This is a genomic window from Ciceribacter thiooxidans (genome assembly GCF_014126615.1).
Classification (GTDB): domain Bacteria; phylum Pseudomonadota; class Alphaproteobacteria; order Rhizobiales; family Rhizobiaceae; genus Allorhizobium; species Allorhizobium thiooxidans.
The window spans coordinates 3,385,793-3,403,727 of the sequence record NZ_CP059896.1; the positions used below are offsets into that span (position 1 = coordinate 3,385,793).

The 17,935-nt window shown below is 61.2% G+C and carries 20 protein-coding genes and 1 other RNA gene; 13 read left to right on the forward strand and 8 right to left on the reverse strand.

Annotation, left to right across the window (positions count from 1 at the left end):
- Positions 1-53 precede the first annotated feature (53 nt).
- The 3 genes from dnaK to dnaJ are packed head-to-tail and all read left to right on the forward strand — an operon-like array spanning position 54 to position 3,599.
- Positions 54-1,967 (forward strand): molecular chaperone DnaK, encoded by a 1,914-nt coding sequence (gene dnaK / locus H4I97_RS16790; RefSeq protein ID WP_182305747.1) that lies wholly within the window; start codon positions 54-56, stop codon positions 1,965-1,967.
- Complete coding sequence (locus H4I97_RS16795) at positions 1,967-2,446, forward strand: hypothetical protein (protein WP_182305748.1); 480 nt, start codon at positions 1,967-1,969, stop codon at positions 2,444-2,446. The genes dnaK and H4I97_RS16795 overlap by 1 nt, the downstream gene beginning before the upstream one ends.
- A gap of 4 nt (positions 2,447-2,450) precedes the next feature.
- Positions 2,451-3,599 (forward strand): molecular chaperone DnaJ, encoded by a 1,149-nt coding sequence (gene dnaJ / locus H4I97_RS16800; RefSeq protein WP_182305749.1) that lies wholly within the window; start codon positions 2,451-2,453, stop codon positions 3,597-3,599.
- Positions 3,600-3,675: 76 nt separating this feature from the next.
- Here dnaJ and H4I97_RS16805 read toward each other — a convergent pair whose 3' ends face one another.
- A complete protein-coding gene (locus tag H4I97_RS16805) occupies positions 3,676-3,936 on the reverse strand; it encodes a putative antibiotic biosynthesis monooxygenase (protein ID WP_182305750.1) in 261 nt (86 codons plus the stop codon).
- Between the two features lie 104 nt (positions 3,937-4,040).
- On the opposite strand from H4I97_RS16805, the gene H4I97_RS16810 reads away from it, so the two are divergent.
- A complete protein-coding gene (locus H4I97_RS16810) occupies positions 4,041-4,646 on the forward strand; it encodes a TetR/AcrR family transcriptional regulator (RefSeq protein ID WP_182305751.1) in 606 nt (201 codons plus the stop codon).
- An 11-nt stretch (positions 4,647-4,657) separates the two neighbouring features.
- Here H4I97_RS16810 and H4I97_RS16815 read toward each other — a convergent pair whose 3' ends face one another.
- Positions 4,658-4,867 (reverse strand): SlyX family protein, encoded by a 210-nt coding sequence (locus H4I97_RS16815; RefSeq protein ID WP_182305752.1) that lies wholly within the window; start codon positions 4,865-4,867, stop codon positions 4,658-4,660.
- Between the two features lie 76 nt (positions 4,868-4,943).
- Positions 4,944-5,267, reverse strand: coding sequence for a hypothetical protein (locus tag H4I97_RS16820; RefSeq protein ID WP_244658669.1), 324 nt, complete (start codon positions 5,265-5,267; stop codon positions 4,944-4,946).
- A 151-nt stretch (positions 5,268-5,418) separates the two neighbouring features.
- On the opposite strand from H4I97_RS16820, the gene recF reads away from it, so the two are divergent.
- Genes recF through H4I97_RS16835 form a run of 3 tightly spaced genes read left to right on the forward strand, consistent with a single transcriptional unit; the run spans position 5,419 to position 7,858 of the window.
- Positions 5,419-6,543: a DNA replication/repair protein RecF gene (recF, locus tag H4I97_RS16825; RefSeq protein ID WP_182305753.1), complete on the forward strand. Its 1,125-nt coding sequence runs from the start codon at positions 5,419-5,421 to the stop codon at positions 6,541-6,543.
- 44 nt (positions 6,544-6,587) lie between these two features.
- A complete protein-coding gene (locus tag H4I97_RS16830) occupies positions 6,588-7,352 on the forward strand; it encodes a molybdopterin-synthase adenylyltransferase MoeB (protein WP_182305754.1) in 765 nt (254 codons plus the stop codon).
- A 26-nt stretch (positions 7,353-7,378) separates the two neighbouring features.
- Positions 7,379-7,858, forward strand: a complete 480-nt coding sequence (locus H4I97_RS16835) for a GNAT family N-acetyltransferase (protein WP_182305755.1) — start codon at positions 7,379-7,381, stop codon at positions 7,856-7,858.
- Positions 7,859-7,863: 5 nt separating this feature from the next.
- Here H4I97_RS16835 and H4I97_RS16840 read toward each other — a convergent pair whose 3' ends face one another.
- Positions 7,864-8,868 carry a 2-hydroxyacid dehydrogenase gene (locus H4I97_RS16840; RefSeq protein WP_182305756.1) on the reverse strand — a complete coding sequence of 335 codons (1,005 nt, stop codon included), beginning with the start codon at positions 8,866-8,868 and terminating at the stop codon, positions 7,864-7,866.
- A gap of 197 nt (positions 8,869-9,065) precedes the next feature.
- Here H4I97_RS16840 and H4I97_RS16845 point away from each other — a divergent pair, with 197 nt between their 5' ends.
- A complete protein-coding gene (locus tag H4I97_RS16845; RefSeq protein ID WP_182305757.1) occupies positions 9,066-9,599 on the forward strand; it encodes an SH3 domain-containing protein in 534 nt (177 codons plus the stop codon).
- Here H4I97_RS16845 and H4I97_RS16850 read toward each other — a convergent pair.
- On the reverse strand, positions 9,592-10,584 hold the full coding sequence (locus H4I97_RS16850; RefSeq protein ID WP_182305758.1) for an adenosine kinase: 993 nt from the start codon (positions 10,582-10,584) through the stop codon (positions 9,592-9,594). The genes H4I97_RS16845 and H4I97_RS16850 overlap by 8 nt on opposite strands.
- A gap of 381 nt (positions 10,585-10,965) precedes the next feature.
- On the opposite strand from H4I97_RS16850, the gene H4I97_RS16855 reads away from it, so the two are divergent.
- Complete coding sequence (locus H4I97_RS16855; protein ID WP_182305759.1) at positions 10,966-11,910, forward strand: AEC family transporter; 945 nt, start codon at positions 10,966-10,968, stop codon at positions 11,908-11,910.
- A gap of 101 nt (positions 11,911-12,011) precedes the next feature.
- On the opposite strand, the gene H4I97_RS16860 is transcribed toward H4I97_RS16855, so the two are convergent.
- Positions 12,012-12,572: a c-type cytochrome gene (locus tag H4I97_RS16860; RefSeq protein ID WP_182305760.1), complete on the reverse strand. Its 561-nt coding sequence runs from the start codon at positions 12,570-12,572 to the stop codon at positions 12,012-12,014.
- 152 nt (positions 12,573-12,724) lie between these two features.
- On the opposite strand from H4I97_RS16860, the gene H4I97_RS16865 reads away from it, so the two are divergent.
- Positions 12,725-13,483: a 3-deoxy-manno-octulosonate cytidylyltransferase gene (locus H4I97_RS16865; protein ID WP_182305761.1), complete on the forward strand. Its 759-nt coding sequence runs from the start codon at positions 12,725-12,727 to the stop codon at positions 13,481-13,483.
- Between the two features lie 12 nt (positions 13,484-13,495).
- Positions 13,496-14,350: a prephenate dehydratase gene (locus tag H4I97_RS16870; RefSeq protein ID WP_182305762.1), complete on the forward strand. Its 855-nt coding sequence runs from the start codon at positions 13,496-13,498 to the stop codon at positions 14,348-14,350.
- Positions 14,351-14,398: 48 nt separating this feature from the next.
- On the opposite strand, the gene nudC is transcribed toward H4I97_RS16870, so the two are convergent.
- The gene (nudC, locus tag H4I97_RS16875; RefSeq protein ID WP_182305763.1) at positions 14,399-15,358 is read right to left on the reverse strand and encodes an NAD(+) diphosphatase; all 960 of its coding nucleotides are present in this window, start codon (positions 15,356-15,358) and stop codon (positions 14,399-14,401) included.
- Positions 15,355-15,765, reverse strand: coding sequence for an HIT domain-containing protein (locus H4I97_RS16880; protein WP_182305764.1), 411 nt, complete (start codon positions 15,763-15,765; stop codon positions 15,355-15,357). Before H4I97_RS16880 ends, nudC begins: the two co-directional genes overlap by 4 nt.
- A gap of 92 nt (positions 15,766-15,857) precedes the next feature.
- On the opposite strand from H4I97_RS16880, the gene ffs reads away from it, so the two are divergent.
- Positions 15,858-15,954, forward strand: an RNA gene (gene ffs, locus H4I97_RS16885) — signal recognition particle sRNA small type.
- Between the two features lie 75 nt (positions 15,955-16,029).
- Entirely contained in the window at positions 16,030-17,901 is a 1,872-nt protein-coding gene (locus H4I97_RS16890) for a DNA polymerase III subunit gamma/tau (protein WP_182305765.1), read from the forward strand.
- The last annotated feature ends 34 nt before the right edge of the window (positions 17,902-17,935 follow it).

A 17,935-nucleotide genomic window follows, 5' to 3' on the forward strand; every position in this document is an offset into this window, starting at 1 on the left:
TCAGGGGAATGCCTGTTCGGGGTTCCGACAGCTTGCTTCAAGGAGAGAATGACATGGCAAAAGTAATCGGTATCGACCTTGGAACGACCAATTCCTGCGTCGCCGTCATGGACGGGAAAGACGCCAAAGTTATCGAGAATTCCGAAGGCGCGCGCACCACGCCGTCCATGGTGGCGTTTACCGATGATGGCGAGCGTCTGGTAGGTCAGCCGGCCAAGCGCCAGGCCGTGACCAACCCAAGCAACACGCTCTTTGCGGTGAAGCGACTGATCGGCCGCCGCTACGAGGATCCGACCGTCGAGAAAGACAAGGGTCTCGTTCCCTTCCACATCGTCAAGGGTGACAACGGCGACGCCTGGGTCGAGGCGAACGGTAAGGGCTATTCCCCGTCCCAGATCTCCGCCATGGTCCTTCAGAAGATGAAGGAAACGGCCGAATCCTATCTCGGCGAAAAGGTCGAGAAGGCCGTCATCACCGTTCCCGCCTACTTCAACGACGCCCAGCGCCAGGCAACCAAGGATGCCGGCCGTATCGCGGGTCTCGAAGTCCTGCGCATCATCAACGAGCCGACGGCGGCCGCATTGGCCTATGGCCTCGACAAGAGGGAAGGCAAGACAATTGCCGTCTACGACCTTGGCGGCGGTACCTTCGATATTTCGATCCTGGAAATCGGCGATGGCGTCTTCGAAGTGAAGTCGACCAACGGCGACACCTTCCTCGGCGGTGAAGACTTCGACATGCGTCTCGTCGAATACCTCGCCAACGAGTTCAAGAAAGACAACGGCATCGACCTGAAGAACGACAAGCTTGCTCTGCAGCGTCTGAAGGAAGCTGCCGAAAAGGCGAAGATCGAGCTCTCCTCGGCGCAGCAGACCGAAATCAACCTGCCGTTCATCACGGCGGACGCTTCCGGTCCGAAGCACCTGACCATGAAGCTCACCCGCGCCAAGTTCGAAAGCCTCGTTGACGATCTCGTCCAGCGGACCGTCGCGCCCTGCAAGGCAGCTTTGAAGGACGCTGGCGTTTCCGCCAGCGAAATCGATGAAGTTGTCCTCGTCGGTGGCATGAGCCGTATGCCGAAGGTGCAGGAAACGGTAAAGCAGCTGTTCGGCAAGGAACCGCACAAGGGTGTCAACCCGGACGAAGTGGTAGCCATGGGCGCCGCCATCCAGGCGGGTGTCCTGCAGGGTGACGTCAAGGACGTCCTGCTTCTCGACGTGACCCCGCTGTCACTCGGCATCGAAACGCTCGGCGGCGTCTTCACCCGTCTGATCGACCGCAATACGACGATCCCGACGAAGAAGAGTCAGGTCTTCTCGACTGCTGAAGACAATCAGCAGGCAGTAACCATTCGGGTTTCGCAGGGTGAGCGCGAAATGGCGGCGGACAACAAGCTGCTCGGCCAGTTCGACCTCGTCGGCCTGCCGCCGGCACCCCGCGGCGTTCCGCAGATCGAAGTCACCTTCGACATCGACGCCAACGGCATCGTGCAGGTTTCTGCAAAGGACAAGGGTACCGGCAAGGAACAGCAGATCCGTATCCAGGCCTCCGGTGGTCTTTCCGATGCCGACATCGAGAAAATGGTGAAGGATGCCGAGGCTCATGCCGAAGACGACAAGAAGCGTCGTGCGGCCGTCGAAGCCAAGAACCATGCCGAAAGCCTGGTTCACTCCACGGAGAAGTCGCTGAAGGAGTATGGCGACAAGGTTTCGGAGAGCGACCGCAAGGCCATTGAGGACGCCATCGCCGCCCTCAAGACCTCCATCGAGGCTTCCGAGCCGGACGCCGACGACATCCAGGCCAAGACCCAGTCGCTCATGGAAGTCTCCATGAAGCTCGGTCAGGCGATCTACGAAGCCCAGCAGGCGGAAGCCGGCGAGGGTGGAGAATCCGCGAAGAGCGATGACGATGTCGTCGACGCCGACTACGAGGAAGTCAAGGACGAAGACGCGAAGAAGTCCGCCTGATGCGCGGGACGAAGACGCGTCGGACACTTCAGGGGCTGGCCTTCGGGCCAGCCGCATTTACGTTGATCTTTTGCGCGACGGCCGCAGCCGCAAGCGCCGAGACCGCCACCCGCCCGGAAGACGTCTTTCGCAAGGTGAGTTCCGCGGAATCGGTCGTGGTGCGGGCGCTCGGCCGGCGTGACAGCGATACGCTGGCAAAAACCGCCGGCGAACTGGGCCAGCTTATCGAAGCGGCCCTGAAACGCCGCGAGGGAGGGCAGGAAACCACCGCCTGCGACATGGCTGCGCACTCGCTGGCGTTTGCCGCCGTCTCAGCCGCCGAGGGGCTCGCCAATAAGGGAGAAGCCCAGCGTATCCTTTTTCAGGACGCCGTGTCCGCGGCGACGGATTTCCGTCAGGATATGCGGACCTGCGAGAAGCTGATACGAAGGAATACCGGTAGCCACACGAGTGTGGAGAAGGCCTTGAGAGCTTTGTAAGACCATGGCAAAAGCAGACTACTACGAGACCCTCGGGGTTAGCCGCACCGCAGACGAGAAGGAACTGAAGAGTGCCTTTCGCAAGCTGGCGATGAAGTATCATCCGGACAAGAATCCGGAGGACCAGGACGCCGAGCGGAAATTCAAGGAAATCAACGAAGCCTACGAGACACTGAAGGACCCGCAAAAGCGCGCGGCTTACGATCGTTTCGGCCACGCTGCCTTCGAGCAGGGTGGCATGGGCGCCGGAGGCTTCCAGGGCGGCGGCTTTGCCGGCGGGGGCTTCTCCGACATTTTCGAAGACATCTTCGGCGAGATGATGGGTGGCGGACGTGGCGGACGTGCCCGTTCCAGCGGCGGCCGTGAACGCGGTGCCGATCTCCGCTACAACATGGAAATTACCCTCGAGGAAGCGTTCACCGGCAAGACTGCCCAAATCCGTGTACCGACCTCGATCACCTGTGACGTCTGCACGGGGACCGGAGCCAAGCCGGGAACGAAGCCGACAACCTGTGCCACCTGTCAGGGCAGCGGCCGGATTCGAGCGGCCCAAGGGTTCTTCTCCATCGAGCGGACCTGCCCGACTTGTCACGGTCGCGGTCAGACGATCTCCGACCCTTGCACCAAATGCCACGGACAGGGCAGGGTTACCGAAGAGCGCTCGCTCTCCGTCAACATACCTGCCGGCATTGAGGACGGAACGCGTATTCGCCTGCAGGGCGAGGGCGAGGCGGGACTGCGTGGCGGCCCTGCGGGAGACCTCTATATCTTCCTTTCCGTCAAGCCGCACGAATTCTTCCAGCGCGACGGTGCCGATCTCTACTGCTCGGTCCCGATCTCAATGACGACCGCCGCACTCGGCGGCACGTTCGACGTAGTGACACTCGACGGAACGAAATCGCGCGTGACGGTTCCAGAAGGCACGCAGGCCGGCAAGCAGTTCCGCCTGAAGGCGAAAGGAATGCCGGTGCTGAGATCATCCCAGACAGGTGATCTCTACATCCAGATCCAGATCGAGACGCCGCAAAAGCTCACCAAGCGCCAGCGCGAGCTTTTGCAGGAGTTCGAACAGATATCGTCGAAGGAAAACAATCCGCAGTCCAGCGGCTTCTTTGCCCGGATGAAGGATTTCTTCGATACGCTCAGCGACTGAGCACGAAAGATATGCAGACATTGGAAAGGCCGGGGGATGCGTTCTCCCGGCCTTTTTGTTCTTGACCATTGGTCAGTCAGGTATGGCGCGGCAACCGGGCGACAAACCAACCGAAGTGCCGCTGAATCGTCGGCGCAATACCATAGATGATCGAGAAGACCATCACCGGTGCGATCACCAGCGTACGTTGCCAGAGAGGCCAGCTCTCCGTCAGCGGCAATACAATGTAGAGCAAGGCCGTGACGAACGGATAGACGGCAGCCAGCATGATCACCGCGAGGCGGAACTTCGATGGGACGGGCACACTGCCGGCATGGGCGAAATTTGTACGAGCCATGAGAAAACTCCATGTGAACGGAACGTTTCGTTCTATATAGAAACGAGCCGTTTCGTTCAAGTGCTATTTTGTGCTATCGTCGGGCATTCGAAATGGCTACAGCGATGAACGACGATCAAGATCCCAGCCAACGCCGCACCTCAATCGGCGCACAACGCAACCCGGCGAGCCAGGAGGCAATCCTTCAGGCCGCGACGGAGATCCTTGCAGAACGCGGACCCGGCTCATTCTCGATCGAGGCGGTCGCCAAGCGCGCAAAGGCGGGTAAGCCGACGATCTATCGGTGGTGGCCGAACAAGGCGGCACTCCTCCTTGACGCCTATCACCGTCAGAAGAACCCCCATCTGCACGGCGATACAGGTGACCTGCAACGCGACCTTACCCGGTTCTTGATGGAATTACTCGCCTTCTGGCGCCGGGGTGGCAGTGGCGCCATCTTCCGTTCCGTGATCGCCGAAGCACAGACCGATCAGGCCGCATGCGAGGCGCTGGCGGCCTATCTGGCCGAGCGCCGCAAGCATCTGGGGAGCCAAATCCGGGCGGCTCAGGCGCGCGAAGATGTCAGGCCCGGGGTGAATCCGGAGCTCGCGGCAGAAATGCTCTCGGGCTTTGCATGGATAAGGCTGCTGACCAACCGCCTGGAAATATCAGAAGAAGAGGCAGCGGAGGCCGTGAAGATCATTCTGGACGGCATCCGAGCTCGGAGATAGCTCGTCAGCGATCAGTAATGCGGCGGCTTCGTGATCGCCGGCGCGTCGAGTGACTGCTCCTCCAGGACCAGAAAGCGTTCCGTCAGTCTGTCGAGCTTGGCACGGGTCTGTTCGACGACCTTCCACTGGCTGGCGAGCTGCTCCGAAAGCTCCTCGATCACCCGTCCCTGATGGGCAAGCATCTCTTCGAGGCGCGTAACGCGGTTTTCTTCGTCAGGCATGGCACTCTCCGCCTCGGGTTAATCTGGTGCGTTCATGCGGAAAACCGGGGGCGCGAGTCAATTCCTCCGGCTCGAACTAACGCTGTTTCTTCTTCTTGTATGGCATCAGCATGATCGCTGACGCGGTCACGGCTGCGGCAAAGGTCAACGCCAAAGGGGCGCCGATGAGGATTGCCGGCAGGACCGGATTCTGCGCGTGAACGATCCGTGTGCCAAGCCCGCCGATGTCGAGCCATATCAATAGAGCAGTCACACCTGCCCCCAGAAGGGCGCCAAAGCCGGCATTGAATGCGAGGAAGCGCAGCATTTCCCAGTGGTCCCGGCGCGCCTCCTCGGGTGTCAGTTCGTCACGATCGGGCATCATCGGCTGCGCTTTCAGGTCTTTGGGCTGAACATTCATCTCGTTTCGATAATATATCGGACGGGAACTGCACCGCCACCGGCAGATCGTCGCGCGTCTCCCCCGCGCGCAAAGGGCAGAAAATCCAGGCTTGTCCTTGCCTTCATCGGGCATTCGGCCTAGGTCGAGGGGAACACTGAATCCGGTTACAATGACGCATCGAGTCTTTCTCCGCGAGCTGAAGCTTACCGACTTCCGCAACTATACGCGGGTGTCGCTGTCGCTCGACAGCCGACACGTCGTCCTCACCGGCGAAAACGGGGCCGGCAAGACCAACCTCATGGAAGCGGTGTCCTTTCTTTCACCCGGACGGGGGCTTCGCCGCGCCACTCTGGCAGATGTCGCACGCGTTGGCGCAGCCGGCGGGTTTTCAGTCTTCGCCGACCTCGAGGGAATGGAGGGGGACGTCGAGATCGGCACCGGCACAGACGGCGGAGACGACGCTCTGGGGCGACGCCTGCGCATCAACGGCACAGTCGCAAAAACCGTCGATGAACTCACCGATCATCTCCGCGTGCTCTGGCTGACACCCGCAATGGACGGTCTCTTCACCGGTCCTTCGGCCGATCGCCGGCGTTTTCTCGACCGCCTCGTCCTGTCGCTCGATCCTGCCCATGGCAGGCGTGCGAGCGACTTCGAGCGGGCGATGCGCGGACGTAACCGGCTCCTCGCGGAGGGCCGCTTCGACCCTGCCTGGCTCGGTGGTGTCGAGCGGCAAATGGCATCCCTTGGGGTGGCCATGGCGCTCGCGCGTCAGGAAATGCTGGGCCTGCTCATGACTCTCGTCGACGCCCAGGTTCTCTCCTCCGCCTTTCCCTCCGCCAGCCTTGAGCTCTCCGGCTTCATGGACGGTGAACTTGTCGCTCCGGCGATCGATCTCGAAGACCGTTATGCGGCAATGCTGGAGGAGGGGCGCTACCGCGATGCGGCCGCTGGTCGAACGCTCGACGGTCCTCACCGCAGCGATCTTCTCGTGCGTCACCGCGAGAAGGACATGGAGGCCGAACGTTGCTCGACAGGCGAACAGAAGGCGCTGCTGGTCGGTCTGGTGTTGGCCCATGCACTGCTCGTGGCCAATATGACCGGTCACGCACCGGTCCTCCTCCTTGACGAAATCGCCGCCCATCTCGATGAGGGCCGGCGCGCCGCACTGTTCGACCGTATCGATGCACTCGGCGGTCAGGCATTCATGACGGGAACGGACAAGTCGATGTTTTCCGCGCTTGGTGACCGGGCCCGGTTTGTCACCGTCAGCGACGGCCACCTCAGCGTCTGACCGGGATACTTTCTCCGCCGGACAAAGCGTGCCATCATCCACGCATGGAAGCACTGACCCCCGAAGAGATATCCCGCTACAAGCGCCACATCCTGCTGTCCGAAGTGGGCGGCGCCGGGCAACAGAGGCTCAAGCAAGCCCGCGTGATGGTGATTGGTGCCGGCGGACTCGGCTCACCCGTCCTCCAGTATCTGGCGGCAGCCGGTGTCGGCACGATCGGTATCGTCGACGATGACCACGTTTCTCTGTCGAACCTGCAACGGCAGGTGATTCACGATAGCGGGACCATCGGTGAAATGAAGACCCGGAGCGCCGCAGATGCGATTGCCCGGCTCAATCCACATGTGACGGTCCTTTCCTATGAGGAGCGATTTTCTGCTGAAATGGCAGAGCGTCACCTTGGAGGCTTCGACCTTCTGATCGACGGCTCCGACAATTTCGACACGCGCTACGCGGCCGCCGATGCGGCCGAACGCGCGCGCGTGCCGCTGGTCACCGGAGCGGTCGGACGCTTTGACGGATCCCTGACCGTGCTGAAACCTTACGAAGCGGGTCCTGACGGTCTTGCCAATCCGACCTACCGCGATCTCTTTCCCTCCGCACCGCCACCCGGCCTTATCCCATCGTGCGCCGAGGCCGGAATCATTGGTGCCCTCACCGGTGTCATCGGCACACTCATGTCCATGGAAGCGATCAAGCTCATCACCGGAATAGGCGAACCGCTCATCGGCAGGCTTCTGCTGTATGATGCGCTCTCCGGGCGCTTCGACACGGTCCGCTACAAGCGTCGTGCGGGATCGGGCGTCTGATCGGGTTCGGATGGGGATCGGCGGCAATGGCAATCGAGATCGCGCGAGTGGACGGTCATTTCGAGCGGTATGACGAACTGCTGAACGTCATCATCTCGGCCTTTGCCTACATGGAAGGCGTCATTGATCCGCCCTCATCCGCGGCACGCCTGACCGCGCAGATTTTGCGGGAAAAGAGCAGGAGCGAGATGGCCTATGTGGCTCTTGAGGGCGCCCACATCGTCGGCTGCATCTTCCTGCGGCCGGAGCCGCCAGACACGCTGTACGTCGGAAAGCTCGCCGTTTTGACCTCCATGCAAGGCAAAGGCATCGGAATCCGCCTTATCCGGCTGGCCGAAGAGATCGCGCATACTGCAGGTTTCCACACCTTGCGGCTGGAGGTGCGGGTCGAACTCACCCACAACCAGAACTATTTCGCAGACTTCGGTTTTGTCAGGACGGCCGAGAACCGGCATCCGGGCTTCGACCGCACGACCTCTTTCGAGATGCGCAAGATGATCTCGTAGCCCTCTTACCCGCGCCCCGGCAGCACCCGGTTCGGTGGCCGGTGCCCGTCGAAGAAGGTGCGAATGTTGATGATGACCTTATCGCCCATGTCGATACGGCCTTCGATAGTCGCGGATCCCGTATGCGGGAGCAGCACAACCTTGCCCTCCGCTGCGAGCTTCACCAGCTTCGGATTGATCGCCGGTTCGTTTTCGAAAACGTCGAGGCCGGCACCAGCGATCTTGCCCTCGCGCAGGCACTGGATCAGTGCCGCTTCATCAATGATGTCGCCGCGAGCGGTGTTGACGATGTAGCTGGTCGGCTGCATCAACGCGAGCCGGCGCGCAGACAGGAGATGGAAGGTGGCGGGCGTCGAGGGGCAGTTGACCGACACGATATCCACCCGGGCAAGCATCTGGTCGAGACTGTCCCAGTAGGTGGCCTCAAGAGCCTCTTCGGTCGCCGGGTTTACGCGCTTGCGGTTGTGATAATGGATCGACAGGCCGAAGGCCTTGGCACGCCGGGCGACAGCGGTGCCGATACGCCCCATGCCAATAATGCCGATCCGCTTGCCCCATATCCGGCGTCCAAGCATCCAGGTCGGCGACCATCCCGCCCACCCGCCGGGATTTTCGATCAGGATGCGAGCCCCTTCGACAAGCCTGCGCGGCACGGCCAGAATGAGCGCCATGGTCATGTCCGCGGTGTCCTCGGTCAATACGTTCGGCGTATTGGTGACTGTGATGCCCCTGCGTGCCGCAGCGTCGACGTCGATATGGTCGATACCGTTCGAGAAGCTCGCGATCAGCTTCATCTGCGGGCCGGCCTGTTCGATAAGAGCCGCGTCGATCCGGTCGGTGACGGTCGGCACGAGGACATCCGCCGTCTGCATCGCCGCCACCAGTTCGGGCTGGCTGCGGGGGCTATCGTCTATGTTGAGCTCGGCATCGAAGAGTTCACGCATCCGGGTTTCCACGGCGTCGGGCAGTTTCCGAGTTATGTAAACCTTCGGTCTTTTCTTATTCGTCATGGGAACGTTCGATACCTTGTTCAGAGGTCATTAACCAAGTGCGATGATAATCCCACCATTCAGGGCAATTTCTACCAAACCCGCGGGCGAAGACAAACAAAACTCTCAACGACGGACTTGGGTTTTCGTCGCAGAGCCGCCGCAGCGGCGCAAGCCTGCCGGAAGGGGCCCTGACCTCGTTGGATTATGGAAAGATCATGCGTGAACTTGTGCTTCGAATCGGTCTCGCGACAAGTCTGGTCCTCGCAGTGACCGTCGCAGCTCCTGCCGTCGCCGGAGCCCAGGTATCGAAAGGCCTGAGCGGCCTGCCCCTTCCACGTTTCGTCAGCCTCAAGGCCAAGCGTGTCAACATGCGCATCGGGCCGAGCACCGACTACGCGGTCTCCTGGCTTTATCTCAAGTCCGGACTGCCAGTCGAAATTATCCAGGAATACGACAACTGGCGACGCATCCGTGACGCCGACGGGACCGAAGGCTGGGTGAACCAGTCGTTGCTTTCAGGCGAGCGAACGGCAATCGCCGCCCCGTGGATGCGTGGCGACAATGTCTATGTAAACCTGCGGCGCGATTCACTACCGACCGCGACTGTCGTTGCGAAACTGGAGCCGGGCGTGGTGCTGACGCTGGACGAGTGCACCGGCAACTGGTGCCATGCCGAAGCAAACGGCGTGGAAGGCTGGGTTTCTCAGGCGGAGATTTGGGGCGCCTATCCTGGAGAAGCCTTCAAATAAGGCCGAGTTCCCGGCCGGCCTGCTCGAGCGAAATCAGCGGACGCGGGCCGATCTGCTGAATGACCACACCAGCGGCAAAGCAACCGAGACGTCCACAGTCATAGAGCGAACGCCCCTGCGTGTAGCCATAGAGGAAACCGGCAGCGAAGAGATCGCCTGCACCGGTGGTGTCGACGAGTTCCTCGATATGCAGCGCGTCGACACGAATGCGTTCCGCTCCCTTTACGACCACGGCACCCTTCTCGCTCATGGTCACGGCTGCCAGCTTGCAATCCCGGGCCAGCCGGTCAAGCGCGAGGTCGAAATCATCCGTCTCGTAAAGTGCGAGTACTTCCTGCGTGTTCGAAAAGACGATGTCGACCGTTCCCGAGCGCATGAGATCGAGAAATTCGGCGCGATATCGATCAACACAGAAGCTGTCTGAGAGCGTCATCGACATTTCGCGCCCGTTCTCGTGAGCAATACGCGCGCAATCGAGGATGGCCTGCTTCGCACGCGGCGGATCCCACAGATATCCTTCGAAATAGGTGACCTTCGATGATGCGACGACCTCCGGCTCGACATCCTCGGGCCCGAACTCGACGCAGGCGCCGAGATGCGTGTTCATCGAACGCTCTCCGTCACTCGTCACGAAGATCATGCTGCGCGCCGTCGGCGGATTGCAGCCCTTCGGCCGCGTCTCATAGTGCACACCCTGGGCGCGGATATCGTGAATGAAGATCTTGCCGATCTGGTCGTCGGCCACCTTCCCGAAATAGGCGGCCTTTCCTCCAAGATTAGCAATGCCCGCGGCGGTATTGCCGGCGCTGCCACCTGACGCTTCCACGGCCGGCCCCATCAGACCGTAGAGCTTCTCCGCACGTTCCGCGTCGATCAGGTTCATGGCGCCCTTGGTAATCGCGTTCTCCGTCAGGAAGCTGTCGTCACATCTGGAAATGATGTCGACAATGGCGTTGCCCACCGTGAGCACATCGAACTTGACCATGAATTGCGTATCCCCTCTGAGACGTGTCCGTCGCAGGTCATAGCGTTTTTTCTGTCGTTGGAAAGGCCAAAGGCCGGCCCGTGACGATTTCACGCCGTCATACGGACGTTATATCGGACAGGTAGCATTCCTTACGTGCCCGGGTGTAGTTCCCGATCCCCGGGCATCAACGGAGGGAGCTATCACCTCCCGACACCGGATTGCCGTCAGCCACGGATGTACTGGCGGCGTCGCAATTCGGCGGTTGGTGCGGCAATGTCACAAGGCTCGCGGATCAACGTCTGGAAAGGCACCCGCTCCGGACTTGCGACTGGTCGTCGCGGAACTGCAACGTTAGAGTGAGGTCTCCCCCGTCCCGCCCTTTCGAGAGCATCTCCCCGAATGCCTGAAATCACGCTGAACGTCCTGCCGATCTTCATCCTCATTCTGATCGGGTGGGCCCTGGTCAGAACCGGACTGCTCAAGGACGAACTCGGGGATTCGCTCGGAGAGTTCGTCTTCAAGGTCGCAGTCCCTGTCCTTCTCTTCCGGACGATCGCGGAAGCCGACTTTCACGGCGCCTCTCCCTTCCGGCTCTGGATCGCCTATTTCGCCGGCGTCGGCGTGACATGGACCGTAGGCCATCTGGTCGCAACGCGGGTTTTCGAGCGCGACGCGCGCGTTGGCGTCTTGGCGGGTGTCTCTTCCGCCTTCGCAAACAACGTCTTCATCGGCCTGCCCCTCGTCAGCCGGATCGTCGGCAGCGACGGCATCGTCGCACTCTCCATTCTTCTGGCGGTCCATCTGCCACTCATGATGATCATCGGCACGGTGCTGATGGAGCAGGCCGAACGAAAAATCGGCGGCGGTAGTTCACGCGGCCTGCTCTCCATTCTCAGGCAAATCGCCGGCAACCTTGTCCGCAACCCGCTGGTGATCGGCCTTGCGGCCGGTGTCGTCGCACATGTCTCCGGATTGCCGATCCCTGACGTCCTGGACAACGTGGTCAACCAGATCGCAGCGATGGCTGCGCCCACGGCGCTTCTCTCATTGGGCATGGCTCTCAACAAATACGGCGTGTCGGGAAATTTCCGCATCGCCGGCGCGATCTCGGCCCTGAAGCTCCTGTTGATGCCGGCCTGCGTCTGGACCGCGTGTCACCTGCTCGGCCTCGGCCCTGAATGGACCATGGCGATGGTGCTGACATCCTCCGTGCCAACCGGCATTAACGCGTGGCTCATCGCCAACCGTTTCGGTGTCGGGCACGGCCTCGCCGCCTCGACGATCACGCTCACGACGGCAGCCGGTGTGGCGACCGTTACCTTCTGGGCGTGGCTATTGAGCTGAACGATTGCCACGAAACCCGAAGCCGGGTCCAAGCTCGGCAGAACAAACAAAAATGCCCGGCAAACGCCGGGCATCCTATACGAGATCGCTCGAGAAGCTGATCAGTTCGTCGGCGTCGGAAGAGGAGCCGGTACGTCGGACAACGTACGCAGATAGGCAATCAGGTCCGCACGTTCCTTTTCGTTCTTCAGGCCGGCAAAACCCATTGCCGTGCCGGCAACGAATTTCTTCGGAGCCGTAATGAAATGGTTCAGATTCTCATAGGTCCAGGTTGTCGATCCGCCCTGCGAAAAGTCCTTCATCGCGGCCGAATAGCCGAAGCCTTCGTGCGAAGCGACCGGGCGATCGACGACGCCGTAGAGGTTCGGACCAACCTTGTTCGGCCCGCCCTTCGAACCGTCATGACAGCTCGTGCACTTCTTGAAGACCTTTTCTCCGGCGGCGGCATCAGCAGTTGCAAGCAGGGTCGCGATCGGAGTTTCCGCTGCAGCGGCCGTTTCGGCACCGGCTTCGGGCTGTGCAGCGCCTTCCGCAACGATGGCATAGCCTTCCTTTTCCGGCTTCTCCGAGCGGAAGATGCCTTCAGAGGCGATGGACACCGTCATCAGAACGAAGACGGTACCAAGCAGAGCTCCAACGCCCATGTTCACATATGAGTTCATCTGCAAACGCTCCCCATGCAGCCGGCGGTCACGAACCGGACGATCTTGAAATCGGGCGGAACCTATGTCTTTTGCTTGACAGTTGCAACACGATTGTGGTCCCGGAATTGGGACTTTTTGACACTTTTCCTGCGGGATTAGAAGGGCCGGCGATGAACAAACCCGTTTTCGAGAAGACACTGGTATTGATACCGGCCCGCATGGCTTCGACCCGCCTGCCCGGCAAGCCTCTCGCTGACATCTGTGGCCAACCGATGATCGTACAGGTGGCCCGTCGTGCGCGAGAGGCCGACGTCGGGCGGATAATCGTGGCGGTCGACGACCCCCGTACCTTCGAGGCTGTCGAGAAGGCCGGCTTCGAGGTCGTCATGACGCGGGCGGATCACCCCTCGGGCTCGGACCGCATCCATGAAGCGCTGGCCAAAGCCGACCCCGATCGCCAGATAGAAACAGTCATAAATGTTCAGGGCGACCTGCCGACGATCGAAGCCGAGACGATCCGTGCAGCCCTTCGACCGCTGGAAGACGAGCAGACGGACATCGCGACCCTGACGGTCGAGATCACGGACGAGGAAGAAAAGACCAACCCGAACGTCGTCAAGGTCGTCGGCTCGCCACTTTCGGAAAGTCGCCTTCGGGCGCTCTACTTCACCCGCGCGACCGCTCCCCACGGCACCGGACCGCTCTATCATCATATCGGCCTCTATGCCTATCGCCGGGCGGCGCTCGAGAAATTCGTCGCTTTGCCGCCCTCACCTCTTGAGAAACGAGAATCACTTGAGCAATTGCGCGCGCTCGAAGCCGGGATGCGAATCGACGTTGAGATCGTCAAGTCGATCCCGCTCGGCGTCGATACCCCTGCAGACCTCGAAAAGGCGCGGCAGATCCTTGCCGCCAGAGACAACCAGTAACGGACCCTTTCGATGACAACCAAGACCAACAAAATTGCCTTCCAGGGAGATTTCGGCGCGAATTCCGACATGGCCTGTCGAGACATGTTTCCCGACATGTCGCCACTACCCTGTCCGACATTCGAGGACGCCTTCGTCGCCGTAGAAAATGGCGATGCCGATCTCGCAATGATCCCGATCGAAAATACCATCGCTGGACGCGTAGCCGACATTCATCACTTGCTGCCAGAGTCCCGTCTGCACATTGTCGGCGAGTACTTCATGCCGATCCGCTTCCAGCTGATGGTGCTTCCCGGCGTCGCGAGGGACGAGATCCTCACGGTCCACAGCCATATCCATGCACTTGGGCAATGCCGCAAGATCATCCGCAACAGTGGCTGGAAGCCGGTCGTCGCCGGCGATACCGCCGGTGCGGCAAAGCTGGTCGCCGAAACCGGCGAGCGATCCATGGCCGCTCTTGCACCGCGTCTTGCCGCCGATCTCTATGGCCTCGAAATCATTGCCGAGAACGTCGAGGATACCGAGAACAACGTTACCCGCTTCGTCGTGCTGTCACGCGACGAGACCATTGCCAAGCGTTCGTCGCCTGAAGAGCTCATCGTCACCACCTTCATCTTCAACGTCCGGAACATTCCGGCCGCGCTCTACAAGGCGCTCGGCGGCTTTGCGACCAACGGCATCAACATGACGAAGTTGGAAAGCTACCAGATCGGCGGCAAATTCGTCGCCACCCAATTCTATGCGGATATCGAAGGCCATCCGGACGACACGTCGGTCATGCAAGCCCTGGAAGAACTGCGTTTCTTCTCGGAAAAAGTCCGCATTCTCGGCGTCTACAAGGGTCACCCGATGCGGGGCAAGCTCTAGGTCCGCTGGATCCCGGAAATCACGGTTTCCCGCTGCTTCGGCGGAACCTCAATGGGGCCAGTCCAGCCAGTCGCGCAGCAGGCGATTGGCGATGGTCCCTTCTATCGGCGTCGTCCAGCCGTTGGCGGCTTGCGACGCCATCATCTCCTCGACTTCGTTCCTCGTGAACCACCGGCAGTCGGCAAGCTCGAAGGTATCGCGGCTGATGTCACTCGACAGCGCCTCGGCAAAGCACCCGATCATCATCTGATGCGGCATGGGCCAAGGCTGCGAAGCGTGATAACGCACCCGGCCGATCTCGATTCCCGCCTCTTCGTAAGTTTCGCGACGAACCGCATTCTCGATCGTTTCGCCCGGCTCCACGAAGCCCGCCAGACAAGAATACATGCCGTCCGGAAAGCGGTGATTGCGTCCGAGGAGGCACAGGTCGCGCGTCTCGTCGATCGCCAGCATGATCGCAACCGGATCCGTGCGAGGGAAGATTGTGTGGTCACAGGTTTGGCAGACCCGCTTATACCCGCCGATTCTGCTCGCCATGGCACTGCCGCAGCGGCCGCAGAACCGGTTGTCCAGGTTCCACTGGAGAAGGCTGAGCGCCTGCGCCGCCTCGCCCTGCAGATCGTCCCCGACCAGCGCGTCGCGAAAAAGCGAACGAGCATCGGCGGCCTTGTAATGATTGACAAGTTCCTCCGCGGCGCTTCGCACAGGCACCGCGAGCCGCGGCTCGCCCGTGGGCTGGAATCCCAGCAGAATCGCGTTGTCGAAATCGGGATCCAGCTCCGGCAATTCATAGGGCGCGAACAGCGGATCAAGAACCTGCCCGTCGTGCTTGAGGATGAGCTTCGGCCCGGCGAATGCAAGAATATGGGCGCCTTCGACGGCGAGCGCCTGCTCGAGGCAGTCCTCTTCGCGGTGTTCGCTGCGACGGTCGAGTCCGTTCCTGGAAAAGGCGGTAAGTGTGCTGGCTTCGGGATGCGGAGTGTCGAGATCGAAAATGGATTTGCTCATGACTGAAGGGCTTCGAGGAACTTCCGTTTGAATTCACCGCAAGGCTGGGCCTCATAGGGAACGGCAGAGCCGTGCCCCCACACGGGGCCAGGCCAGTTCGCGTCCCCTTCGAAGCGCGCGATGACGTGAACATGAAGCTGTCGAACGATATTGCCAAGAGCGCCCACGTTGATTTTGACGGCGCCCGTCGCCTTCTTCAGCGCAGACGCCACCAGATTCTGCTCGAAGGTCAGCACTGCCTGGTCAAGCGGCGTGAGTTCGAAGACTTCGCTGACATCCGGACGTTGCGGAACGAGAACCAGCCAAGGCCAACGGCTGTCGCGCATAAGCCGGACATCGCACAGGCCGAGCAGCGTCAGGCGCTCGCTGTCGCGCGTCAGTCTCTCATCGAGCTCGAACTTGACCAAGCATGCCTCCTTTTCCAGCGTTTCTCCATACATAGCAGTTTTTTGGTGGCTTGGCTTGCATTTGCTTCCGTAATTGCCGATATGTGCTCCCGGGAGGTTGGTGGTGGACGAGCCACTCGCCAACCGGGTCAGGTCCGGAAGGAAGCAGCCCTAACGAGCCCGGCACGGGTCACCGTGCCAGCCTCCCACCTTCCGTTCCCCAAGGCCGGCAGGATTGCAGGGTCGAGAGACCCGAACGGGACGACTCTAACGCTGGCAGGAGCGATGAGCGACTTCGAGCCGACAGCAGCACATGCAAACGGCGGTGCCGCAGGATACAGAGTCCTGGCCCGCAAGTATCGTCCCAAGGATTTCACCGACCTGATGGTCGGCCAGGAGCCGATGGTCCGAACGCTCACGAACGCGTTCGAGACGGGTCGTATCGCGCAGGCCTACATGCTGACGGGCGTCCGCGGCGTCGGCAAGACGACGACCGCCCGTATCCTGGCGCGCGCGCTCAACTACAAGACTGCAGAGATCGACAAACCGACGATCGACCTCAAATTGCCTGGTGAACACTGCCAGGCGATCATGGAAGGTCGCCACGTCGATGTCATCGAGATGGATGCTGCTTCTCACACCGGCATCGACGATATCCGCGAGATCATCGAGCAGGTCCGCTACCGCCCCGTCTCGGCCCGCTACAAAGTCTACATCATCGATGAAGTGCATATGCTCTCGACCGCGGCCTTCAACGGCCTGCTGAAAACGCTCGAAGAGCCGCCGGAACACGTCAAGTTCATCTTTGCGACGACCGAGATCCGCAAGGTGCCGATCACCGTGCTCTCGCGCTGCCAGCGTTTCGATCTGCGGCGCATCAGTGCGAGCGATCTGGTCGGCCTCTTTTCGACGATTGCAGCCAAGGAAGGCATCACCGCCGACGAGGAAGCACTGGCGATGATCGCACGCGCGGCCGAGGGGTCGGCACGCGACGGGCTGTCGCTGCTCGACCAGGCGATTGCCCATGGTGGAGGAGTCGTCAGGGCGGACACGGTACGTGCGATGCTCGGCCTCGCCGATCGCGCCCGCGTCGTGGACCTCTTCGAGCATGTGGTGCGTGGCGACGTCACAGCAGCACTTTCCGAGTTCGGCAGCCAGTACGAATCCGGTGCCAGCCCGACCGTGGTTCTGACCGACCTTGCCGACTTTACCCATCTCGTGACACGGCTAAAATACATCCCGTCGGCGGCTCAGGACGCGTCCCTCAGCGAAGTCGAGCGGGTTCGCGGAGCTGAACTTTCGACCAGCGTCAGCGTTTCGACGCTCTCCCGCATCTGGCAAATGCTGCTGAAAGGTATTCCGGAAACGGAAAACTCGGCGCGCCCTGCCGGTGCCGCGGAAATGGTGATCATCCGGCTGGCGCATGCGGCTCATTTGCCATCGCCGGAAGACGCCGCGCGCCGCCTTGCGGAACTGGCAGAGGGAGGACCGACCGGCACCCCTTCCCATGCGCTCACCGGAGGCAGTGGCGGCGGTGGCGCCCCGGTGTCCTATCGCACCGCAGTCGTTGGCGGCCAGGCGCTGGACCGGCCACAGCAGGTCGCGCCCAGACCGACGGCTCATCTCCAGAGTGTGCCGGCACCCGTATCGCAGCCGCAGCCAGCGACGCTGGGGCGCGTCGAAACAAAGCCTGCGCCGGTTCCAAAGGTTCCCGTCAGATCGCTCGAGGATATTGCGGAACTCTGCACGCAGAACCGCGATCCCAAGCTGAAGGCGCTCTTGCGCTCCTACGTGCGGCTTGTCAGCCTTGAGCCGGGAAGACTTGAGATCAACTTGCCATCCGAGGCGCCGAAGACGCTCGCAGGGGACCTGCAGCGGCGGCTCGAGGAGTGGACGGAAATCCGCTGGATGGTCATCCTGTCGCGTGAAGCCGGCAAGCCGACGCTCGCGGAAACGGAAAGTTCGAACCGGGAGGCGAGACTCCTCGACGCGCGGCAGGATCCGGACGTGGCAGCGATCCTGGCCCGTTTCCCCGGGGCGAGGATCACCGACGTGCGCATTCGCGCCGCCGGTAACGAAGACGAGACGCTGGACGTCCCCTCTGCAGCCGAATCCGCAGAAGGTGACATTCTCCCGGGCGACGACATCGAATTCTAAGACGGCATTCGCCAAAATTTCATGGAGACAACGA